This window comes from Vibrio sp. (genome assembly GCF_050299255.1).
GTDB lineage: Bacteria > Pseudomonadota > Gammaproteobacteria > Enterobacterales > Vibrionaceae > Vibrio.
On sequence record NZ_JBNKVP010000049.1, the window covers coordinates 1 to 20,508 of the forward strand.

18 protein-coding genes, 1 pseudogene and 1 riboswitch are annotated in these 20,508 nt (G+C 53.9%); of the genes and pseudogenes, 10 read left to right on the forward strand and 9 right to left on the reverse strand.

From position 1 onward, the window contains the following. The 4 genes and pseudogenes from thiP to mpl form a co-directional block, all read right to left on the reverse strand. Positions 1 to 586 (reverse strand): annotated as a pseudogene (gene thiP / locus ACQY6F_RS13000) (thiamine/thiamine pyrophosphate ABC transporter permease ThiP); the annotation flags it as partial. Between the two features lie 45 nt (positions 587 to 631). Further along, positions 632 to 1,621 (reverse strand): thiamine ABC transporter substrate binding subunit, encoded by a 990-nt coding sequence (thiB, locus tag ACQY6F_RS13005; protein WP_428774946.1) that lies wholly within the window; start codon positions 1,619 to 1,621, stop codon positions 632 to 634. Positions 1,622 to 1,692: 71 nt separating this feature from the next. After that, positions 1,693 to 1,811: riboswitch (TPP riboswitch) on the reverse strand. Positions 1,812 to 1,853: 42 nt separating this feature from the next. Continuing rightward, positions 1,854 to 2,489: a flavin prenyltransferase UbiX gene (locus ACQY6F_RS13010; RefSeq protein ID WP_428774982.1), complete on the reverse strand. Its 636-nt coding sequence runs from the start codon at positions 2,487 to 2,489 to the stop codon at positions 1,854 to 1,856. A 27-nt stretch (positions 2,490 to 2,516) separates the two neighbouring features. Next, positions 2,517 to 3,872 carry a UDP-N-acetylmuramate:L-alanyl-gamma-D-glutamyl-meso-diaminopimelate ligase gene (gene mpl / locus ACQY6F_RS13015; protein WP_428774948.1) on the reverse strand — a complete coding sequence of 452 codons (1,356 nt, stop codon included), beginning with the start codon at positions 3,870 to 3,872 and terminating at the stop codon, positions 2,517 to 2,519. A gap of 305 nt (positions 3,873 to 4,177) precedes the next feature. Here mpl and fbp point away from each other — a divergent pair, with 305 nt between their 5' ends. Both fbp and ppa read left to right on the forward strand, forming a co-directional pair. Then, positions 4,178 to 5,191 (forward strand): class 1 fructose-bisphosphatase, encoded by a 1,014-nt coding sequence (fbp, locus tag ACQY6F_RS13020; protein ID WP_428774950.1) that lies wholly within the window; start codon positions 4,178 to 4,180, stop codon positions 5,189 to 5,191. Between the two features lie 146 nt (positions 5,192 to 5,337). Beyond that, entirely contained in the window at positions 5,338 to 5,865 is a 528-nt protein-coding gene (ppa, locus tag ACQY6F_RS13025) for an inorganic diphosphatase (protein WP_428774952.1), read from the forward strand. Positions 5,866 to 5,952: 87 nt separating this feature from the next. On the opposite strand, the gene ACQY6F_RS13030 is transcribed toward ppa, so the two are convergent. From ACQY6F_RS13030 to tamA, 3 genes are read right to left on the reverse strand one after another with little or no spacing between them, the layout of a single operon-like run. Further along, on the reverse strand, positions 5,953 to 6,300 hold the full coding sequence (locus ACQY6F_RS13030; RefSeq protein ID WP_428774954.1) for a gamma-glutamylcyclotransferase family protein: 348 nt from the start codon (positions 6,298 to 6,300) through the stop codon (positions 5,953 to 5,955). Positions 6,301 to 6,340: 40 nt separating this feature from the next. Beyond that, the gene (gene tamB, locus ACQY6F_RS13035) at positions 6,341 to 10,234 is read right to left on the reverse strand and encodes an autotransporter assembly complex protein TamB (protein ID WP_428774956.1); all 3,894 of its coding nucleotides are present in this window, start codon (positions 10,232 to 10,234) and stop codon (positions 6,341 to 6,343) included. Beyond that, on the reverse strand, positions 10,231 to 11,943 hold the full coding sequence (gene tamA, locus ACQY6F_RS13040) for an autotransporter assembly complex protein TamA (RefSeq protein ID WP_428774958.1): 1,713 nt from the start codon (positions 11,941 to 11,943) through the stop codon (positions 10,231 to 10,233). Before tamA ends, tamB begins: the two co-directional genes overlap by 4 nt. A gap of 128 nt (positions 11,944 to 12,071) precedes the next feature. On the opposite strand from tamA, the gene msrA reads away from it, so the two are divergent. Then, positions 12,072 to 12,701, forward strand: coding sequence for a peptide-methionine (S)-S-oxide reductase MsrA (gene msrA, locus ACQY6F_RS13045; RefSeq protein WP_428774960.1), 630 nt, complete (start codon positions 12,072 to 12,074; stop codon positions 12,699 to 12,701). A gap of 98 nt (positions 12,702 to 12,799) precedes the next feature. On the opposite strand, the gene ACQY6F_RS13050 is transcribed toward msrA, so the two are convergent. Continuing rightward, positions 12,800 to 13,000: a DUF1107 family protein gene (locus ACQY6F_RS13050; protein ID WP_428774983.1), complete on the reverse strand. Its 201-nt coding sequence runs from the start codon at positions 12,998 to 13,000 to the stop codon at positions 12,800 to 12,802. Positions 13,001 to 13,218: 218 nt separating this feature from the next. Here ACQY6F_RS13050 and ACQY6F_RS13055 point away from each other — a divergent pair, with 218 nt between their 5' ends. The 7 genes from ACQY6F_RS13055 (at position 13,219) to ACQY6F_RS13085 (ending at position 18,626) form a co-directional block, all read left to right on the forward strand. After that, positions 13,219 to 13,770 carry a YtfJ family protein gene (locus ACQY6F_RS13055; RefSeq protein WP_428774961.1) on the forward strand — a complete coding sequence of 184 codons (552 nt, stop codon included), beginning with the start codon at positions 13,219 to 13,221 and terminating at the stop codon, positions 13,768 to 13,770. A 133-nt stretch (positions 13,771 to 13,903) separates the two neighbouring features. Continuing rightward, positions 13,904 to 14,194, forward strand: coding sequence for a DUF2607 family protein (locus ACQY6F_RS13060; protein ID WP_428774962.1), 291 nt, complete (start codon positions 13,904 to 13,906; stop codon positions 14,192 to 14,194). Positions 14,195 to 14,240: 46 nt separating this feature from the next. Continuing rightward, entirely contained in the window at positions 14,241 to 14,864 is a 624-nt protein-coding gene (gene zrgA, locus ACQY6F_RS13065) for a zinc uptake protein ZrgA (protein WP_428774963.1), read from the forward strand. A gap of 60 nt (positions 14,865 to 14,924) precedes the next feature. Then, positions 14,925 to 15,638, forward strand: a complete 714-nt coding sequence (locus ACQY6F_RS13070) for an ABC transporter ATP-binding protein (RefSeq protein ID WP_428774965.1) — start codon at positions 14,925 to 14,927, stop codon at positions 15,636 to 15,638. Further along, positions 15,635 to 16,894 (forward strand): ABC transporter permease, encoded by a 1,260-nt coding sequence (locus ACQY6F_RS13075; protein WP_428774967.1) that lies wholly within the window; start codon positions 15,635 to 15,637, stop codon positions 16,892 to 16,894. Before ACQY6F_RS13070 ends, ACQY6F_RS13075 begins: the two co-directional genes overlap by 4 nt. A 6-nt stretch (positions 16,895 to 16,900) precedes the next feature. Then, a complete protein-coding gene (locus ACQY6F_RS13080; protein ID WP_428774985.1) occupies positions 16,901 to 17,401 on the forward strand; it encodes a DUF3299 domain-containing protein in 501 nt (166 codons plus the stop codon). A gap of 322 nt (positions 17,402 to 17,723) precedes the next feature. After that, on the forward strand, positions 17,724 to 18,626 hold the full coding sequence (locus tag ACQY6F_RS13085) for a TIGR03899 family protein (protein WP_428774969.1): 903 nt from the start codon (positions 17,724 to 17,726) through the stop codon (positions 18,624 to 18,626). A gap of 99 nt (positions 18,627 to 18,725) precedes the next feature. Here the strand turns inward: ACQY6F_RS13085 and pgi are convergent, their stop codons facing one another. Continuing rightward, on the reverse strand, positions 18,726 to 20,378 hold the full coding sequence (pgi, locus tag ACQY6F_RS13090; RefSeq protein ID WP_428774971.1) for a glucose-6-phosphate isomerase: 1,653 nt from the start codon (positions 20,376 to 20,378) through the stop codon (positions 18,726 to 18,728). Positions 20,379 to 20,508 lie beyond the last annotated feature (130 nt).

Consider the following 20,508-nt stretch of genomic DNA (forward strand, 5'->3'; position numbering starts at 1 on the left):
CCATGACGGTCGCGAAGCTGGTAAAGCAGAGCATAAACACCAGGCTGGCAACCGCCGGCAACTGCTGGCGCAGCCTGGGCCATTCCACCCAGCGAAACTTATCCCACGGCGACATACCCAGGTGGGCGCACAATTTATGTTGTTCGTCAGGAATGGTTTCCAGCGCCTGTAACAGCAGCCGGCTGGCATAAGGCAGATTAAAAAACACATGCGCCAGCAAAATACCGCTCAGGCCATAGATAGAAAAAGGGTACTCCAGCGTCAGTTCCGCCGCGAGCTTCGCCAGCAGACCGCTGTTACCGTAAATCGCCAGCAGGCCGAATACCCCCACCAGCACCGGCAGTACCAGCGTGGAAGCGAACAGTCGCAACAGCCAGCGCCGCGCCGCAAACTGGCGCCGTGACAACGAGTGGGCCACCGGAATGGCCAATCCAACACTGAGCAGTGTCGACAGCAGCGCCTGGTAGAAGCTGAACTGGGTCACATGGCGATAATAGCTGTCCTGCCACAGCTCACTCAGCTGCCAGGTAGGGGACGCCAGTACCAGTGCCGCTAAAGCAGAAATGACAAAGGCCGCGATAACCATCGCGACCCCAATGCCCCATTTCGGTGTCTCAGTCAAAGGTGCGCCTTAATCGGTCAGAGCGTTTTGCCATTCACGGATCCAGGCTTTACGCTGGCTGGCAACCTGCTCAGGAGAAAAGCTCAGCGACTGGCTCGGCTGAGTCAGGCTGGAATAGCCCTCTGGCAGCGAAACCTGAGTAACCGGATACATCCAGTTACCGGTCGGCATTGCCGCCTGAAAATCATCGCTTAGGATAAACTGGATAAACTGATCCGCCAGTTCCGGCTGTTCGCTGGAAGCGACCTTGGCCGCAACTTCAACCTGGGTATAGTGGCCTTCGCTGAAATCCGCTGCCGCGTAATTGGCGTCATTTTCGGCTATCAGGTGATACGCCGGTGAGGTAGTGTAAGAGAGTACCAGATCCGCCTCGCCATTGAGGAACATCGAATAAGCCTCAGACCAGCCTTTGGTGACAGTGACGGTTTTTTGCGCCAGTTGTTGCCACGCTTTACCCGCGTCGTCGCCGTAGACCGACTTCATCCACAGCAGCAGCCCCTGTCCCGGGGTGGAAGTGCGCGGGTCCTGGTAGATCACCTTCAGGTCATCACGCTGCTCTACCAGTTCTTTCAGACTCTTAGGCGGATTGGCCAGTTTGGTCTTGTTGTAGACAAAGGCAAAATAGCCGTAATCGTAAGGCACAAAAGTATCATCACTCCAGCCGTTGGGCAGCTTGATGGCCGAAGTATCTGCTTTGTGAGTCGCCAGCAGGCCAGACTGCTTGGCTTCCGCCATCAGGTTATTGTCCAGCCCCAGCAAGATATCGGCCTGGCTGTTTTTCCCTTCCAGCCGTAACCGGTTTAGAATCGATACGCCGTCATCCAGCGCGACAAATTTTAAGTCGCAGTCGCACTGCGCTTCAAATGCCTGCTCGATCTTCGGCCCCGGGCCCCATTCGGCGGCAAAGGAGTCGTATGTGTAGACGGTCAGAGTAGGTTGGGCAGCCACAGCGCCGGCAGAAACAAGGGCTGTGGTCAGAATGGTCACGGTTGGGTTCATGGCTCGCTCTCCTTAATTGAGCGGCACAGGGTTGAGGTCGGTCGCCTGGGCAAAGGGTTTGCCGCGAGACTTGCACTACCTTTCTCAATTCCTACGCCAGCATTATCTGGTTCAGGTTCACGGGTTCCGAAAGGCTATTTCGATCTCAGCCTGTTTGCTGGGCAAACAGTTGGCTCCCCGATGAGTTCGCAATGAATTGTAATGGCAAACGAATCGATACGCTATCTCAACTTCAGTTGTCTGAGCTGTTGCGCTGATCGTAGCCCCAGCGAGGCACTAAGCCCTGCTCAATGCCGAGATGGTCCAGAATGCGGGCAACGATAAAGTCGACCAAATCATCAATACTCTGCGGCTGATGATAAAATCCGGGCGCGGCGGGCATGATAGTGACGCCCATTTGCGACAGTTTGTGCATGTTCTCCAGGTGCAGGGTGGAAAACGGCGTTTCCCGTACCACCAGCAACAGGCGGCCACGCTCTTTCATCACCACATCGGCGGCGCGTTCGATCAGGTTGTCCGACATACCGTGGGCAATGGCGGCCACACTGCCCGCCGAACAGGGACAGACCACCATCTGCTTCGGTGCGGCGGAGCCGGAAGCCACCGGCGAGAACCAGTCATCTTTGCCGCATACGGTCAACTGCTCCGGGTCGCAGTCCAGTTGCGCAAGCAAGACCGCTTTGGCCGCGTCACTGCCGGCGGGCAGTTTCAACCCTTGCTCCGTGGCCAGTACCACCCGGGCTGCCGAGGAGATCAACAGGTAAACGTGATAGTCGGCTGCCAGCAGACACTGCAGTAAGCGCAAGCCGTAAGGGGCCCCGGAGGCGCCGGTAAACGCCAGGGTAATGGTGTTTCGTTCTGATTTCATCGCTGAATTATTTGTGTCCATTGACTGTTATTGCTTAGCTAAGCGGCTCAGTAACTTATCATGAATGCCACCGAAACCGCCGTTACTCATGATCAGGATCTGGTCGCCAGGTCTGGCCTGTTCGGCAATATCGGCCACCAGTTGGTCGATATCACCCGCCACCTGCGCCGGTTGCAGGCACTGCTCGGCCACTTCACTCACCGACCAGGGAATATCGCTCGGCTGGAACAGGAATACCTGATCGGCCGCGGCCAGCGACTCGGCCAGTTGCTGTTTATGTACGCCTTTTTTCATCGTGGCCGAACGCGGCTCCAGCACCGCTAATATCCGTTCATTACCGACTTTATTGCGCAGTCCCCCCAAAGTCAGCTTGATTGCGGTCGGATGGTGGGCAAAATCGTCGTAAACGTGAATCCGGTTCACCTCGCCTTTGTGCTCCAGGCGGCGCTTGGTATTAACAAACTGTCCCAGCGCTTCACAAGCCAGATCGGCCGTCACTCCGACATGGCGCGCTGCCGCGACGGCCATCAGGGCATTACTGACATTATGGTCGCCAACCAGATCCCATGCCACCTGACCGACGACCTGACCGTCCAGCAATACTTCAAACCGGCTGCCGTCTTTACTGAGCAGACCCGCTTGCCAGTCACCGTCCGGCCCGGTTTGCTCGGTTTCGCTCCAGCAGCCACGGCTGAGCACATCGGCTAACGCGTGATCATTAGCCGGAGCAAGAATGCGGCCATTTCCCGGCACCGTGCGCACCAGATGATGAAACTGCCGCTTGATGGCTTCCAGATCGTCAAAGATATCTGCATGATCGAACTCAAGATTGTTCATGATTAAGGTTCTGGGGTGATAGTGGACAAACTTCGAACGCTTATCGAAAAAAGCACTGTCATATTCGTCCGCTTCAACGACAAAAAACATGCTGTCACCCAACCGGGCGGAGAGGCCAAAGTTACCCAGCACCCCGCCGACCAGGAAACCCGGCTCATAACCACACTGCTGCAGGATCCAGGTCAGCATGCTGGCGGTCGTGGTTTTACCATGGGTGCCGGAGACGGCCAGTACCCAACGGTCATGCAGCAGAAACTCCTGCAGCCATTGCGGGCCGGAGATGTATCTGAGATTGTGATTCAGTACATGTTCAACACAAGGGTTGCCGCGGCTCATCGCATTACCAATCACCACCAAATCTGGTTGCGGTTCCAATTGGGAAGGATGGTAACCTTCAATTATTTCAATGCCTTGAGATTCTAGCATGGTACTCATTGGCGGGTAGACATTGGCATCCGATCCCGTCACTTTGTGACCTAACTGACGGGCCAGTGTCGCGACCCCGCCCATAAACGTGCCGCAGATCCCGAGTATATGAATGTGCATGTTTTTTCCTTCATTGCGCCAACTGCATTGCCTCCCATTATCACCATCATGGCTGGAAAAGCGAGCCGGATCATCGGCCCGGCTGAGACTTTGTCGGCAAATCAAACAATGTAGCAGAGACTCTTCGATCACTGCTGTGCAAAGGCGACTGAAATGACAGGCTTTTTGAGATCTCAGTCAGTTAGTTCGTTACCATTAAAAAGACTTTGGCTTTAAACTTAGCTAGAGTCTCGGACCCTTGTAAGGTTCATATAGAAACCGTCCGGACGACTATCCCCCAACCATACCAAGATTAAGGAATAACCATGTCAGGAATGCGCACCCTTGGCGAGTTCATTGTTGAAAAACAAGCGGACTTCCCCCACGCTAGCGGTGATCTTTCTTCGCTACTGGCCTCCATTCGCCTTGCTGCAAAAATCGTGAACCGGGAAATTAACAAAGCCGGTCTCGCGGATATTAACGGTGCAGTCGGAACGGAGAACATCCAGGGCGAAGCCCAGCAGAAACTCGATGTCTACGCTAACGATAAATTCAAAGCGGCTCTTGAAGCCCGGGATCAGGTTTGTGGCGTTGCCAGTGAAGAAGAAGATGAAGCGGTTGCTTTCAATAAGGACCTAAATAAAAACGCCAAATACGTAGTATTGATGGACCCGCTCGACGGCTCGTCAAACATCGATGTCAACGTATCGGTCGGCACTATCTTCTCGATTTACCGCCGGGTTTCACCGGTCGGCACACCGCCAACCCAGGAAGATTTTCTCCAGCCAGGCAATAAGCAGGTCGCGGCCGGTTACGTGATTTACGGCTCGTCCACCATGCTGGTTTACACCACGGGTAACGGCGTGAACGGTTTCACTTATGATCCTTCGCTGGGCACCTTCTGCCTGTCGCATGAAAATATGGTGATTCCAGACAACGGTAAGATCTACTCGATCAACGAAGGCAACTACATCCGATTCCCGCAAGGGGTGAAGAAGTACATCAAGTACTGCCAGGAAAATGTGCCGGAAGACGGTCGTCCGTATACTTCACGCTACATCGGCTCGCTGGTGTCGGATTTTCATCGTAACCTGCTGAAAGGCGGCATTTACCTCTACCCGAGCACGGAAAGCCACCCTAACGGCAAACTGCGCCTGCTGTACGAATGCAACCCGATGGCATTTTTGATCGAACAGGCCGGTGGTATTGCTTCTGACGGTGTTAACCGCATCATGGATATCAAACCGACCGAGCTTCATCAACGGGTACCGTTCTTTGTCGGCTCCACCAGCATGGTGCGTAAAGTCGAACAGTTCCTGGCAGAGTTTCCGGAAGCATAAACCTTAACCGATAAAACGCTCACATTGTGGGCGTTTTTTATCTGTGCGCTTGCGAGCGATCTCGCCCCGTGTTATTTACAGTTAGCCGAGTTTGCCGCTAAAGTGAGCAAGGTAATTTCAGCCCAAATCGAATAAGGATAATTCTGATGAGTTTAAACAACGTACCTGCAGGTAAATCGCTACCTGATGATATCTACGTCGTGATTGAGATTCCGGCCAATGCTGATCCAATCAAATATGAAGTGGATAAAGACTCCGGCGCGGTTTTCGTTGACCGCTTTATGTCCGCACCTATGTTCTACCCATGTAACTATGGCTACGTCAACCACACCCTGTCACTGGACGGTGACCCGGTGGACGTGCTGGTACCGACACCGCATCCACTGATGCCGGGTTCGGTCATTCGTTGCCGCCCGGTTGGCGTGCTGAAAATGACCGACGAGTCTGGCGAAGACGCTAAAGTAGTCGCGGTACCACACAGCAAACTAAGCAAAGAGTACGATCATATTCAGGACGTCGGCGATCTGCCGGAGCTGCTAAAAGCCCAAATCACCCACTTCTTTGAGCGCTACAAAGAGCTTGAGTCAGGTAAATGGGTTAAGGTTGATGGCTGGGAAGATGTCGAATCTGCCCGGGCAGAAATCATCTCCTCATTTGAGCGCGCGAAAAAATAGTCGCCCGGTTTAGCGCTCTCTGAGCCAATCATAAAGAGCCAGTTTTACTGGCTCTTTTTGTCTCTGGCTACGAATATCCGGGGTAGCTTACACCCGCTGACACCAGTCGCCTGAGGCAATCAGGCTATCGAGATGGGCGCTGTCCTGATAGAGATAGATCCACGCCTGACCGTAAGGGGTGTCGATCAGTTCGCGGCGGTATTCCACCGGCACATCTTCCAGTTTATCCAGTTCCGCCAGCGTCTCACTATCCACCAGGTACACTTCACCCTGAATGGCATGATGGCCCTCGATCACCGCAGGGTACGGGCCGAGATCGTATAGCGCGTATTCAGGCTGGGTCTCATGCAGGCCAAGTAACTGCGCCGACTGCATGTAGTGATGATTGCTTTCTCCCTGGCGCAATGTGCCATAGACGAACACCAAATGTTGCATACTCCCTCCAAACTGGACTCAACCCTGCATCTCTATCAAGTTAGTCGATCTCAAACTGATAGAGCAAATCTACCGCATTATTCAACCCGGAAACACCCTCAAGGTAGAGATTCTGCAACAGGCGGTAACGAACGGTAAACTCACCGACCGACTCAAAAATGCCGACACCGTATTTCACCTGCAGCCCAGGCAGTACATAGCCACTGACGGTCACTTTGGACTCATCCCCGGAGCCGGCGGTATCCAGTTGCAAATCTTTCACACCAAAAGCTTCACCGATTTGGCCCACCACCTGGCCACTCTTGGCCAGACTGAGGCCAATCAGAGCAGTAGTCACCGCACTGCCGCCGGCTTCACCATCGATATCCTGACCGCGCAGCAGATAAGACAGAGCGTTGGCCTGTGGCATCGCCGGTTCAGAAAAGATGGTAATTTCCGGCGCATCAGCCGGACCGGTAACTTTCACCCCGGCAGTCACGTCATCGCGGGTATTGTCCGGGTTGCGAATGGCGGTGATCGCTACGTAAGGTTGATCCGCCGGGCCATTCATCAAGATCTTGCCATTAGTTATCAGCAGGTCCTGACCAAACGAGCGGTATGAGCCGTCGACGATATTGACTTCGCCGGTAATAAACGGCGCTTTGTTTTTACGGGTGACATTCAGCTTACCCTGCAGACCGCCTTCGAGGCCAAACGCGGACAACTTAAAATCATCGCCGATACTGATATTGACGTCGGTTTCCACCAGGAACGGAATCGCGCTGTCCTGATCGACCGGTTGCAGTGATTTGTCCAGCAAGACCTGATCTTTCGACACCGACACCGCGCTGGTAGGCAGCTCTTCCACCACGATTCTGCCCCACGGCAGGCCGATATCACCGGTGATCTGGGCAAAGTTCGGTTTCATCGCGATAGTCATGTCCGGAACCACCACCATTTTGACCATCGGTGGCATGTCCACCCGCAGCCGTTCGGCGTACACCCGGGTGTTGGCGTGCCAGGCCGCGAGATCTTGCCAATCAGCGTCCCCCGCCACTTTCAACACCCCGTCCGGGGTACGAATATCGGCACTCACGACGCCCTGATAGCCGCTAAAATCCAGCTGCATGTGACCGGACTGGATATCGATCGGGGTAATTTCCCCGCTCAGCATCATCTGGTCGATAGCCAGCTGACCGTTGACCTGCGGATGCAGCATAGGGCCAGCAAAGGCCAGATCGGCATTGATATCGGCACCGACCCGACTGTACTCTCCCATCTGAGACTGCAGAAAGTCGAGATTGATCGCCGCCAAAGCCAACCGGCCCTGCAGCTGCTTCTGTTGCTGTAGCACGTCCGGAATGGTTATCTCGCCACTAATGGCTCCGTTATCACGAATATCCAGCGCCCAGTCGGCCGAAAGCCGGTTATCGGCCAGATCGGCGTTAACGGTCAGCGACTGCCAGCCGATCTGCAGCGGCTGCTCCAGTTGCTGCACCACGTTGCCTTCCGGCAGGGTCAGCTGCACCTTCACCTGAGGTGGTGCCTTAGCATCCCATTTTGCTTGAACGGTCGCGTTGGCGCTGCCGGTGAGCTTAGTCTCATTCGGAATGTACATGGCAACTTGCTGGAAGTTGAAATCGCTCAGGGACAGCTGGGCTTCGCCACTTTGGCCCAGCTCTGCGTCTTTATCGAGACACAAGCGGCTGGATTGCTGTAACCAGCAGTGAGCCTGCAGTGCCAGGGCTTGCTTACTACCATCAAATTTCAGCTCGGTTGGCTGTTCCAGTCGCCAGTTGCCCTGCTCACTGAACAGGTTCATCCGTTGTAACGCGCCTTGCCAGCCGAGCACAGGTTCAAGCTGCAGTCCGCCCTGCAGCGCAAGGCTGGTTGAGCCGTATTCCGAGCGCACGTCCAACGCCAGGTCGTGTTGCTGCTGGTTACCGGTCAGCGACAGGTTGACTCGTTGCACGATCTGCTGTTGATAACGCACCTGACGCACCGCCAGTTTAATGTCGGCATTAATGTCGGGCAGTGGCTGAACCTGACCGCGCATACTGATCTGGTCGATGGCGAGCTGATCTTGCCAGGTCAAATTGGCAACATTTAACCCTAACGCGATTTTCGGCTCGCGCATTTTACCGGACAGATCCACCTGGCCAGACACGTTACCGCCGACATCCGGTACCGATTTCGCCAGATCCGCGACGTCCACCGTGACGTTCATACGCCACTGCTGGTCCACCTCGCCTTTGGCGGTGACCCGGTTAGGCCCGTGTGCCAGAGTCAGCATCGGTGTACGAGCCTGGATATTGCCGTCGCCGTTTTTATCTGCCGCGGAAAGCTGACCGGATACCGTCAGAGGGTAATCACGAATGACGCCGTTGATATCCAGCTTGGGCAGGTCTACCTGCCAGCCACCCTGTTTAGTCAGTGCGCCAGTGGTACTCAAGGCGCCGCTGATCACCCCTTCGGCCTCTGGCCATTGCAGTCCCGGTTGGATTTTATCCAGGCTCAGATCGGCACTCCAGTTGATCGGTGCCTGCCAGTTGGCCATCAACTGGCCCTGGACCTGACCACCGAGTGTGCGTAAATCGAACTTTTGCAGCTCAATCTGGTTCAGATCCCCTTCCCCGGCCAGAGTGACGGCGAGCTCAGGGATCTGCTTGCCCTTCGCTTCACCATCCAGCGTCAGTTGGTAACCCTGCAGGCTACCAGATGAGGTGAGCTCTGCCAGGGCAAACTGATAGTCCGGCTCGCCGGTCAGTGGCCATTGGCCTTTTACCCTCACTAAGCCAAATTTGTGCGGAATATCGGCATCCAGCGGTTGCAGCTGGCCAGCCATTTCCGCTTCCACCGGTCCGGTCAGTTTCGCCTTCAGGTCCAGGTCGGCAACACTGCCGTTGGCGTACAGCGACAATTGCTGGCCAGCGGCGATCGGGTCTTTCACCGTCGCAGCCAGATCCAGCGCCAGTGGGTAGTCGCCGGATAAGTTCACCCGTCCGTGCAGCTCGGCATCGCCCTGGGGCATGCTCAATTGCAACTGTTTCATTTCAACCCGGCTGCCGACGATCACGCCCTGAATGCCGAGGTGGTCCACCACTACAGGCGTCGGCTGCTCCAGTCGAAAGCGCTGCATAGTAAAGTCAACCAGCTCAATATCCAGCGGCAGGCTGATCTCTGGCAGCACGATCCGCTCAAGCTCATCAAGCGCTTGCTGCGGTGAGGCGGGGTTGGAGGCAGGTTCAGCAGCCGATAGTGGCGGCTCTGCCTGGGCGAGACTCTGCGCTGGAGACACAGGCGCCGAAGCCGATGAGTCGGATTCGGCCACCGGGTCGCTATCAGTAGCTGCGGCCTGCACTAACCCGTTGGGATCAGGCTCAGTTTGCCCGTCGCTGGCAGCCAGGGTAACCACAATGTCCTGCCACAGGGTTGGAGTCAGTCTTAACCGGGCGCCCTGGAATGTCAGGCCACTGCTCAGCTGTTGCCACTGTATCTGGTGGCCGAGCAACTGCAGCTCGATATCGGATAAGTTTAGTCTGGCCAGGCGAACCGGCAGCGGGGTTGTCACTTTTTCCGGCCCCGGCTCAGGCTCGGCGGATGGTTCACTGGCCGGCAACTCCGGCAGCTGCACGCGCAGGCCATCTACCGCCAGTTCATCAATACAGACACTGGGCTCAAAAAAACAGTTTGGCGTGACTGCCAGAGTGACTGACCGGGCATCGACATTCAGCTTTAAATCCGGATAGTCAAACTGCAGCTCATGCAGGGTAAAACGAGGAAACAGTGCCCCTTCCGTCTCCGCGACCTGCAGCTCCGGCAACGCTTTTTGCGTTCCCCACAAGATCAGGTTTAGCCCCGGATTGGTGAACAGCAAGCCGACAATGGTCAGTGCCAGCACCAACAGTAAGCTTCCCAGGCCAATCGACAGCCATTTTAAGCCACGTTTGATCATAGCTCAGGCCCCAAGGTAAAGTGGATCTGGAAGTCGGGTTTCGGCTCGGCATCCAGCCCCCAGGCAAAATCAAACCGCACCGGGCCGACGGGCGACGCCCAGCGAATACCAAAACCGGTACCGCGTTTCAGCTCAGGGATTTCGTTGAAGGCATCACCGACATCATAAAACAGCGCGCCCCACCAGTCGCCGTAGAGCCTGTATTGATATTCCAGCGAAGTGGCAACCATATGTTTGGCCCCGGCTAACGCACCGCTGGGATCCTTGGGTGAGATGGTTTCATAACCATAACCACGCACACTGTTGTCACCACCGGTGAAAAAACGCAGCGAAGGCGGCAGTTTTTCAAAATTTTCGGTTAAGTTGGCCCCTGCATCGAGGCGAAATACGCCGCGGTGATTTTTACCGATACTGCGCACCCAGGCGGTCGAGGCCAACAGCCGCACCAACCGGGTTTCCGATATTACCGCCGGATCACCATATTCGACGGTAACGCTCTGTTTATCGCCCCAGTTTGGCATCAGGCCACCACGGCTGCGGGTGCGGGAAAACGAAATCCCGGGTAAGACAAACTGACCGGTATCGTCCAGCAGACCTTGGGTATAGCTCTCGAGCAGATATCGAATGTAAAGCGTCCGATGCCATCCATTGTCCAGCGTCCAGTGACGTTCCAGCGCCAGGTTGGACTCCAGGCTGTTGGTATCGTTTTTATCGACCTTTTTCATCCCGTATTTGACCCGGTAGTAATCGTTCAGCACGTCTTCCAGCGGGATACGATAGCTGGCGGTAATGGTCTGCTCCGGAATCGATAACAAAAAGCTGCTGTCGAAGCTGTGACCTCTGGAATTGAGCCAGGGTTTCTTCCATTTGAGCGAGCCGCGCACGCCGACGTCAGTTGCGTAGCCAATACCGGTTTCAATCTGGTTGCGTGCCTGAGGTGCCAGGGTCACTTTCATCGGCAATTGCCGTTGCTGATCGAGTTGGGTCAAATCCGGTTCAACAAACACGGAAGAAAACCAGTCGGTATTGGACAGGTTCTGGTTATATTCGCCCACTTTACTCGCCAGGTAAGCATCACCAGCCTGATAAGGGCTGAGCGATTTGACCCGTTCCGGGTCGATGTGAGTGTTAACAATTTGGGTATTGCCGAACTGGTAGCGGATACCGCTTTTGTAATGGAGGCGAATAAAAGCCTGATTAAGATCTGGCGCCACTTCTAACCGGCTGACGGTAAACTCCCCTTTGAAGTAGCCTTTTTGCAGCGCCAGATTCTGAATCGCCGACTTAAGGGCATCATACTGGCCGTGGTTGAGCCGCTCGCCTTTCACGATACCGCTTTCACGAATCAGACGGTTAAACTGAGGATCCCGGCCCGCTTCCCCAGTAATATCAATATCGGCTTTTTCTACCAATACAGGCTCACCGAGCGAAATATCGACCTGTAAATCCTGGTCATTATTAATAAGCTGGAAATCAAACTCGGGGTGATAATAGCCGAGCGCATTGACAGCCTCGGTCATGATTCTCTCTAAGCGGGCCTGAAAGCGCAGGCTGGTGGAATAATCCTCTGCCGAGATAGTCTCCAGATAGGCGTCGACGTTTTTACGTACCTCACCTTCAATACCATTCATGGTTAAGGTGGCGCTGACTGCCAATGGGGAAATCAGCAAAAGCGGCAGGACGAAAACTGGTAATGTTTTTTTTATCATGGTTAATTAACACTTACCGTCAGACTGAAGCAATACTATTGCATAATAGCGGGATTGGTTAATGAAGTCTGTATCCAATCCGTCAATTAACCACACTTCCCGCCGCAGAGTAGAACAAGGATATTTAAATGCTCAATAAACAGACCATGATCACCGCCGACCAGGCACTGCCGGGGCGGTCAACGGCCATCACTATCAATGACCGCCATTTTGTCAATCAATCCAGCATGACGGCACCGCTGGCAGCAGGTTGCCAACAAATCCTGTTCGGTATGGGCTGCTTCTGGGGCGCGGAACGGCTGTTCTGGCAACTCGATGGCGTAGTGACCACTTCGGTAGGCTATTCCGGTGGCTACACTGAAAACCCCACATATCAGGAGGTGTGCACCGGACAGACCGGCCATGCCGAAGTGGTACGCGTAGTTTATGACCCGGCCAAACTGCCTCTGGAGCAGTTACTGCAACAATTCTGGCAACGGCATGATCCCACTCAGGGGATGCGTCAGGGCAATGATCTCGGCAGCCAATACCGCTCGGTGATTTTCTATTTCGATGACGAGCAACATCAGGCGGCGCTCGAATCCAAGCAGCGCTACCAGCAGTTGCTGGGCGACAGCCATGGCGCTATCACCACTGAAATCTTACCGGCCGGTGCTTACTTTTACGCGGAAGATTACCACCAGCAGTACCTGGCCAAAAATCCGGACGGTTACTGTGGACTGGGTGGCACCGCGGTCTGTTTCCCGCCCGCCAAATGAATGACGGCGCCGGTTTCGCGCCCGGCTCCAGACGCAAAAAAGTCACCCGAAGGTGACTTTTTTCTGGCGTTTTGCCTTAGCTTTGTCTGACAAAACGGTCAGAGCGATAAGCCCGCAATCGCTTGATTGATCTCTTTATAAGCGAGCAACATTTTCCGATCGTTGATATCCGGTACTAATACCTTACCGTTATCAAACTTGAACTTGCCAAGCCCGGCAATCACAAACTGACCTTTAAACAATGTCTTAACAAAACGAGCAACCTGCAAAGGTCGATAAGTTGTAAATTCGCGTAGCATCATCACCTCAATTTCCATTTGTGGTTGAGAAGTAACTCGGTAAATCAGAGCTCTTCAGCGCTTTTTGCGTAAATAAAGGCAAATATCATACCAAAAACTCACTGCTGGAAACAATATTACCTTAAAATATATTTTACATTACATTAACAATTTCTTCCTCTGTAAATTGCGATAAATCTGGCTATACTGGCGCGGCGAAATTTAATAGGAATCTACTCATGAAAATCAAAACTTTAATTACCCTGTTAGTCGCATGCTCTCCATTAACCTCACTGGCACATAACCTTACCGTTGGCGAAATTCTGCCGGCGGCCAAGGTAGACAGTTACGGTGAATTAGTGCTGGAGGGTGACGACATCAGTTACCAGAGCTGGCAAACCGACGATATGCTCGGCAAAGTCCGGGTTGTCCAGGCCGTCGCAGGCCGCAGCAGTGCGAAAAAACTCAATGCGCCGATGATGGCAGCGATCACCGCGGCTAAATTCCCTGCCGAGCAGTACCAGACCACATCAATCGTCAATCAGGACGATGCGATCTGGGGCACCGGTGCATTCGTCAAGTCGTCCATCGCAGACAGCAAACGGGAATTTCCCTGGTCTTCGATGGTGCTGGACGAAAATGGCGTAGTCGCCGCCAGCTGGCAATTGGCACCTGAGTCATCGGCGATCATCGTACTGGACAAACAGGGCCAGGTGCAGTTTGTTAAAGAAGGCGCGCTGAAAGAAGAGGAAATTAGCCAGGTTATCGCACTGATTAAACAGCAGTTATAGCCGTTTCGGTGCAAACTGCCCCAAAACGGTTCGCAGTAACCAGTAACCGCATGCCGGTTGATAACCCTTGCTGTTCAGACCCAAAAGGAATTGTTATATTATAACAATTCCTTTTTTTATTGGCTCCAATCGCATGTTGATCCGCCTGCTGGCAAAACCTTCTCACCGGTTGCTGTTTCTTCTGGCCGGCATAGTGTTGATCGCCTGGCTGAACCTGGTGTTCTTAAACCATCAGCTGGAAGTGTCTAACACTGGTCATCAACATCAGTGTCAATTGGTCAACGTCGCCCAGCACGGCAGCTGCCCAGCGCCACTGGTGTGGGCCGATCTGTCTCTGCCCGACAGCGCGACGACAGCCGAACTTTACCTCACTTTAACCACCTACGCCCAACAAGCCAGAGCCCGATCGCCACCTGTCAGCTAACCTTATAGCAAACAACAATTTTAAAAATTAGTGACAGGAACAAAGCATGAACTGTAATTTCAACGCGGCATCACTGGCTGGTGCGGCAGTTAGCCTATTGGTCAGCCAAGCGGTGCTGGCAGACAACGAGTTTATCCAGCATTCAGCCCATGAACATGGCCAGGTCGAATTTAATATTGCCCTGCAGGACCACGAACTGATGATGGAAATTCTTTCACCGGCCAGCGACATTGTCGGCTTCGAACATCCACCGGAGAATTCGCAGCAGCAACATAAACTAGATGAGGCGATGGCGCTGTTAAACCAGGCCGATATGATCGTCACCTTACCCGGCGCAGCCCAGTGCCAGCTGGAAATGGCCTCCGTCGGTAACAACTTAGAGGGGCACATCCACGCTACCCAGCATCCCGACGAACAACAGCATGATCATGCCGAGCACCATGACGAGGACGATCACCATGCTGCCCATCAGGAGCATAAGGACACCGATCACGGTAATTTCCATATCGAGTACCATTTTAACTGTCAGAATGCGTCACAACTTGACCATATTGATACTCACTGGTTTGAACATTTTCAGACCAGCCGGATTATTCAGGTGAACCTGCTGACTGACACGCAACAGACGTCACTCAGTCTCACCGGTAAAAATACTCGTATCAAGCTCTAACCAATGACTCTGATAGCCGCTGCTGTCAGAGTCACGCCCACTTTTGCAGAAGGTGATTGTATGACTGAGGTTCACATCGATGCGAATACTGTTGTCGAACTCGACAAGGTCAAGTTTTTCTGGCCGCATGATGAGCAGCCTACACTGGACATTGACCATCTCGAGATTCGCCGCGGAGAACACCTTTTTTTGAAAGGCCCCAGTGGCTGTGGCAAGTCTACCCTGCTCAGCCTGCTGACCGGCATTAACCTGGCCCAACAGGGCCGGGTGACGATATTGGGACAAACCCTGGCCGATTTGCGCCCCAGTGCCAGAGACCGCTTCAGGGCTGATCATATCGGCTATATATTTCAACAATTTAACTTACTACCCTACTTATCGGTAATCGAAAACGTACTGCTGCCCTGCCAGTTGTCACGCCACCGGCGCGCTCAGCTGGAGAGCGAACAACAACAGCACGCCCTCGAACTGCTGGAACGGCTGCACCTGCCCGATGAACTGCGCAACAAACCGGTCGTGGAACTGAGTATCGGCCAACAGCAACGGGTCGCCGCCGCACGGGCCTTGATCGGCAACCCTGCCCTGGTGATTGCCGATGAGCCCACTTCATCACTCGACTGTGACAACCGCAGCGCCTTTATTGAGCTGCTGATGGAAGAGGTTGGTAACTGCCAGTCTACCCTGCTGTTTGTCAGCCACGATCCCAGCCTGGAACTGGCATTCGACCGCTCAATTGATCTGATGCAGCTGAACCAGACAGGAGGCCGCATATGAGGTTAACCACATCCTTAGCCTGGAAAAGTGCCCGCAACCGTAAATCCACCGCGCTGCTGACCATTATGACGGTCGCCATATCCGTCACTTTACTGCTCGGGGTGGAAAAGATACGCACCCAGGCCAAATCCAGTTTCGCCAACACCATTTCCGGGACCGATCTGATCGTCGGGGCGCGTTCCGGTTCGGTCAACTTGTTGCTCTATTCGGTGTTTCGTATCGGCAATGCCACCAACAATATCGACTGGCAGAGTTACCAGCTGATCAGCCAGCAGTCTGCGGTCAAGTGGGCGATTCCGATCTCGCTGGGCGATTCGCACCGCGGCTTTCGGGTGCTGGGCACCAACCATAGCTATTTTGAGCACTATCGCTATGGTAGAAAACAACCGCTGACGTTTGCCCAGGGCCAGCCGTTTAGCAGCTTGTTCGAAGTCGTGGTTGGCTCAGAGGTCGCCTCCAAGCTCGGCTATCAGCTCGGACAGGAGGTGGTGATCGCCCACGGCGCCGGTGACGTTGGCTTTGCCCGTCATGACAAATTGCCGTTTAAAATCGTCGGCATTCTGGCACCAACCGGCACCCCGGTCGATAAAACCCTGCATGTCTCGTTGCAGGCCATAGAAGCGATCCACGTTGGCTGGGAATCGGGGGCTAATCTTGGCGCTTCCCCCAGCGCCGAGCAACTGCAGCAGCACCAGTTTGAACCCAAGCAGATCACCGCGGTGCTGCTGGGTTTGAAGTCGAAAATTCAGACCTTCGCCCTGCAGCGGCAAATCAACACATACGGCAAAGAGCCGCTCAGTGCCATTTTACCTGGCGTGGCGTTACACGAGTTATGGGGCATGATGGAAGTGGCCGAACAGGCGCTGATGTCGATCACCATTTTCGTCGTGTTTGCCGGTCTGCTAGGCATGCTGACCAGCATGCTGACCAGCCTGCAGGAACGACGGCGGGAGATGGCAATTCTGCGTGCGATGGGCGCACGACCACGACATATCTTTGGCTTGTTGATCAGTGAAGCGTTTGCCATCACCTTCCTCGGTATCTGTGTTGGCGTCATCTTCACCTACCTATTAGTGGCCGCTTTACAACCTTTGATTCAGCAGCATTACGGTATCCATATTACACTTATAGGGCTGACTGATTACGAGTGGGCTCTGATCGGTATGGTCCAGCTGGCAGGTTTAGTGATCGGTTTTATCCCGGCGCTAAGAGCTTATCGACAATCCCTCAGTGACGGAATGACAATTAGGATTTAACTCATGATGAAACGAATAATCACAACACTGTTAGTCGCACTGCTGGCCGCGCTCTCTCCGCTCAGTCTCGCAAAAGAAGAAGTACTGACGCTGAACTGGATAGATCTGATCCCGCTAGCTGAGCGCAACAATGTCTACGAAAATGCTCTTTCCAGCCTGGAACATGCCTCCACCATGCCCGCCTCGCAACTGAAAGTCGGTACGGTGCGTAAGGAGTTGAACGGCAGCAAAGTGAAGATCCCGGGCTTTGTGATCCCGCTGGAAGGGGATGAAAACACCATTACCGAATTTCTGCTGGTGCCATTTTTCGGCGCCTGCATTCACGTACCGCCACCGCCACCCAACCAGATTGTCTATGTCCGCATACCGAATGGAGCACCGGTGCAGGAGCTGTGGGATGTGGTATACGTGATTGGTACGCTGAGCACTAAGCCGGAAGTGTCTGAGCTGGCAGAAGCGGGGTACACGATTGAGAATGCCACCATAGAAGAGTACACCGAAGGCTGACCGCTCCGGCTTGAGCAATGGCAACAGATCACTGTAACAATTCAGCAACCTGTTAATTGACTCTATTAACCGATATATCTGGATAGATACACGAGTACGCCAAGGTATATCGCTAATAACAAGCTAATTGACAGGTGCTTCTTCAGTTTATTCTCTTTTGAATACTTCATAAGCCCCTCGTAAAATGCTGACAACAATTTTAACAACTTATTAGCATTGTTGGTAGCGCAAATTTCGAAGCTGGGTCGCACTCTTTGCGCTAGCCGCCAAGGTGGTTAAACGGTACAGTGATGACAGAGAAGATCCGCCTGTCAGGAAGCTTATGTCAGATACTAATCAGCCAGTGGTGATCGAAAACGATAGTGCTGGCGACGCCAGTAAACGCAACAAAAAATCCAGCTATATCAAGGACAGTGCCAACCGGGTGATGGTGATTGCCCGCCAGCACGGACTCGATGCCCTGTTACTGGGGGGCACCACAGATAAAAGCCCGATGGAAAGAGCGTTGATCCGTGAACGTAAACGACGTGAGCAGCGCCAGCAGAACCTGGAAAAAATCGTCCGGCTCGCCCACAGCTCATGCAGCGACGAGACCGCCGGAGAACCGGATCAGGACTGGCTGTACCGCTTCTTTGATATGGCCCAGGATATCCACAACAGCTCTATGCAGCGGCTGTGGGCTCAGGTTCTGAAAAGGGAAGTCACCAACCCCGGCTCCACCTCGGTAAAGGCGCTGAAAATACTGCAGGATATGACCCCGAAAGAAGCGCAGTATCTGCAGCGTGCTGCCAGCCTGGCATGCAGCTTTGGCGGTGATCACAGCCGTAAGCTTCTGACCGGCCTACGTGTTCCTGGCGGGCTGTTTAGCCTGGGCCGGCGCAATACCGCCAACAGCCTCAATGTCGGCAATTTCCAGCTCCCATACTCCAGCCTGCTGGTGCTGATAGAGCTGAAGCTGTTGCACGCTAATGAACTGGAGTCCGGCGAGATTGAACAGGGTATGCCGCTGCCACTGCACTATCAGGGTAAGCCGATGATGCTGCAACCGATGAGCAAAGGGGTTCGGCTGCTCTACTATCGCTTTACCCCGACCGGCAACGAACTGTGCAAGCTGCTGGGCAACAAGCCCCATGCCGAATACTACGATCAGATGGTCGCCCTGTTGAGCCAGCGCTTTAGTGTCCAGGCCGACGCGGGAAGTGAAACCCTTCATCACACGGTGTAAGCGCAGACATTCTGCCTGCCGCCGTCTCGTTGTCAGGCAGGACAGCGGACATAAAAAAGGCTCACCTGTTGGTGAGCCTTATTATTTTACCCGCGCTTATCAGGCTTTGAACGCCTTAAACGCGTTGATCAGACCGTTGGTGGAACTGTCGTGGCTGGCCACCGCTTCACTGCCTGCCAGCTCTGGCAGAATCTGGTTCGCCAGTTGTTTGCCCAGCTCTACACCCCACTGGTCGAAGCTGAAGATATTCCAGATCACGCCCTGTACGAAGATCTTGTGCTCGTACATGGCGATCAGGTTACCCAACGTACGCGGAGTGATCTGTTTCACCAGAATTGAGTTGGTCGGACGGTTACCTTCAAACACTTTGAACGGTACCAGTGCCGCCACTTCTTCCGCTGATTTGCCTGCTTTAGCGAACTCGGCCTGGACGGTCTCGGCAGACTTACCGAACGCCAGCGCCTCGGTCTGGGCAAAGAAGTTCGACATCAGTTTCTGATGATGATCGCCAGCCGGGTTGTGGCTCAGCGCAGGGGCGATGAAGTCACAAGGGATCAGTTTGGTACCCTGGTGGATCAACTGGTAGAACGCGTGCTGACCATTGGTACCCGGTTCACCCCAGATGATAGGACCGGTCTGGTAAGTCACGGCATCACCGTTACGGTCAACGTATTTACCGTTGGATTCCATGTTACCTTGCTGGAAGTAAGCGGCAAAACGGTGCATGTACTGGTCGTAAGGCAGGATCGCTTCAGACTCGGCACCATGGAAGTTGTTGTACCAGATACCGATCAGCGCCAGGATCACCGGAATGTTGGCTTCCAGCTCTGTCGAGGCGAAGTGGTTGTCCATTTCATGGGCGCCGCTCAGCAGCTCAATGAAGTTGTCATAGCCAACGCCAAGGGCGATCGACAGACCGATAGCTGACCACAGCGAGTAGCGGCCGCCGACCCAGTCCCAGAACTCGAACATGTTGTCGGTATCGATACCGAATTCCGCTACCGCCTGGCCGTTGGTCGACAGTGCAGCAAAGTGCTTGGCAACGTGTGCTTCATCAGCAGCTGCCGCCAGGAACCAGTCACGGGCGGTGTGCGCGTTGGTCATGGTTTCCTGAGTGGTGAAGGTTTTAGACGCGATCAGGAACAGGGTGGTTTCCGGATCCACTTTCTTCAGCGTTTCGACGATATGAGTACCGTCGACGTTCGACACGAAGTGCAGGTTAAGATGATTTTTGTACGGCGCCAGCGCTTCCGTCACCATGTAAGGGCCCAGGTCAGAGCCGCCGATACCGATGTTCACCACATCGGTGATCGCTTTACCGGTATAGCCCAGCCACTCGCCACCAATCACGCGCTCAGTGAAGGATTTGATTTTCGCCAGTACCGCGTTCACCGCTGGCATCACGTCTTCACCGTTGACCATTACCGGTGTATTGCTGCGGTTACGCAGCGCGGTATGCAGTACCGCACGACCTTCAGTCTGGTTGATGCTTTCGCCGCTGAACATGGCTTGGATGGCCGCTTGCAGATCGGTCTCTTTAGCCAGAGCGAACAGATGCTGCAGAGTCTCTTCGTTGATCAGGTTCTTAGAGTAGTCGACCAGGATGTCGGAGCCGAACTGAGTCGAATATTTATCGAAACGTTGGCCGTCCTGAGCAAACAGCTCTTTCAGATCCATATCTTGTGCGGTTTCAAAATGCGCAGTCAGCGCTTTCCAAGCCTGTGTTTGCGTTGGATTGGTATTTTTCAACATGGTAACTATCCCGATGTTACAGTTGGTACGCTTCCACTCCTCAAATTGCAGTTGTGGAATCCCCGATTTAGCAATAAAAATAGACGATATTTGTGCCACCTGCGTGACACAATCAATTGTAATTAATTTT

Bases quoted from the DNA above. Each gene is read 5' to 3' on its own strand.
- thiB (WP_428774946.1), bottom strand. From the start codon at position 1,621: ATGAACCCAACCGTGACCATTCTGACCACAGCCCTTGTTTCTGCCGGC.
- ACQY6F_RS13010 (WP_428774982.1), bottom strand. From the start codon at position 2,489: ATGAAATCAGAACGAAACACCATTACCCTGGCGTTTACCGGCGCCTCC.
- mpl (WP_428774948.1), bottom strand. From the start codon at position 3,872: ATGCACATTCATATACTCGGGATCTGCGGCACGTTTATGGGCGGGGTC.
- fbp (WP_428774950.1), top strand. From the start codon at position 4,178: ATGTCAGGAATGCGCACCCTTGGCGAGTTCATTGTTGAAAAACAAGCG.
- ppa (WP_428774952.1), top strand. From the start codon at position 5,338: ATGAGTTTAAACAACGTACCTGCAGGTAAATCGCTACCTGATGATATC.
- ACQY6F_RS13030 (WP_428774954.1), bottom strand. From the start codon at position 6,300: ATGCAACATTTGGTGTTCGTCTATGGCACATTGCGCCAGGGAGAAAGC.
- tamB (WP_428774956.1), bottom strand. From the start codon at position 10,234: ATGATCAAACGTGGCTTAAAATGGCTGTCGATTGGCCTGGGAAGCTTA.
- tamA (WP_428774958.1), bottom strand. From the start codon at position 11,943: ATGATAAAAAAAACATTACCAGTTTTCGTCCTGCCGCTTTTGCTGATT.
- msrA (WP_428774960.1), top strand. From the start codon at position 12,072: ATGCTCAATAAACAGACCATGATCACCGCCGACCAGGCACTGCCGGGG.
- ACQY6F_RS13050 (WP_428774983.1), bottom strand. From the start codon at position 13,000: ATGCTACGCGAATTTACAACTTATCGACCTTTGCAGGTTGCTCGTTTT.
- ACQY6F_RS13055 (WP_428774961.1), top strand. From the start codon at position 13,219: ATGAAAATCAAAACTTTAATTACCCTGTTAGTCGCATGCTCTCCATTA.
- ACQY6F_RS13060 (WP_428774962.1), top strand. From the start codon at position 13,904: ATGTTGATCCGCCTGCTGGCAAAACCTTCTCACCGGTTGCTGTTTCTT.
- zrgA (WP_428774963.1), top strand. From the start codon at position 14,241: ATGAACTGTAATTTCAACGCGGCATCACTGGCTGGTGCGGCAGTTAGC.
- ACQY6F_RS13070 (WP_428774965.1), top strand. From the start codon at position 14,925: ATGACTGAGGTTCACATCGATGCGAATACTGTTGTCGAACTCGACAAG.
- ACQY6F_RS13075 (WP_428774967.1), top strand. From the start codon at position 15,635: ATGAGGTTAACCACATCCTTAGCCTGGAAAAGTGCCCGCAACCGTAAA.
- ACQY6F_RS13080 (WP_428774985.1), top strand. From the start codon at position 16,901: ATGAAACGAATAATCACAACACTGTTAGTCGCACTGCTGGCCGCGCTC.
- ACQY6F_RS13085 (WP_428774969.1), top strand. From the start codon at position 17,724: ATGTCAGATACTAATCAGCCAGTGGTGATCGAAAACGATAGTGCTGGC.
- pgi (WP_428774971.1), bottom strand. From the start codon at position 20,378: ATGTTGAAAAATACCAATCCAACGCAAACACAGGCTTGGAAAGCGCTG.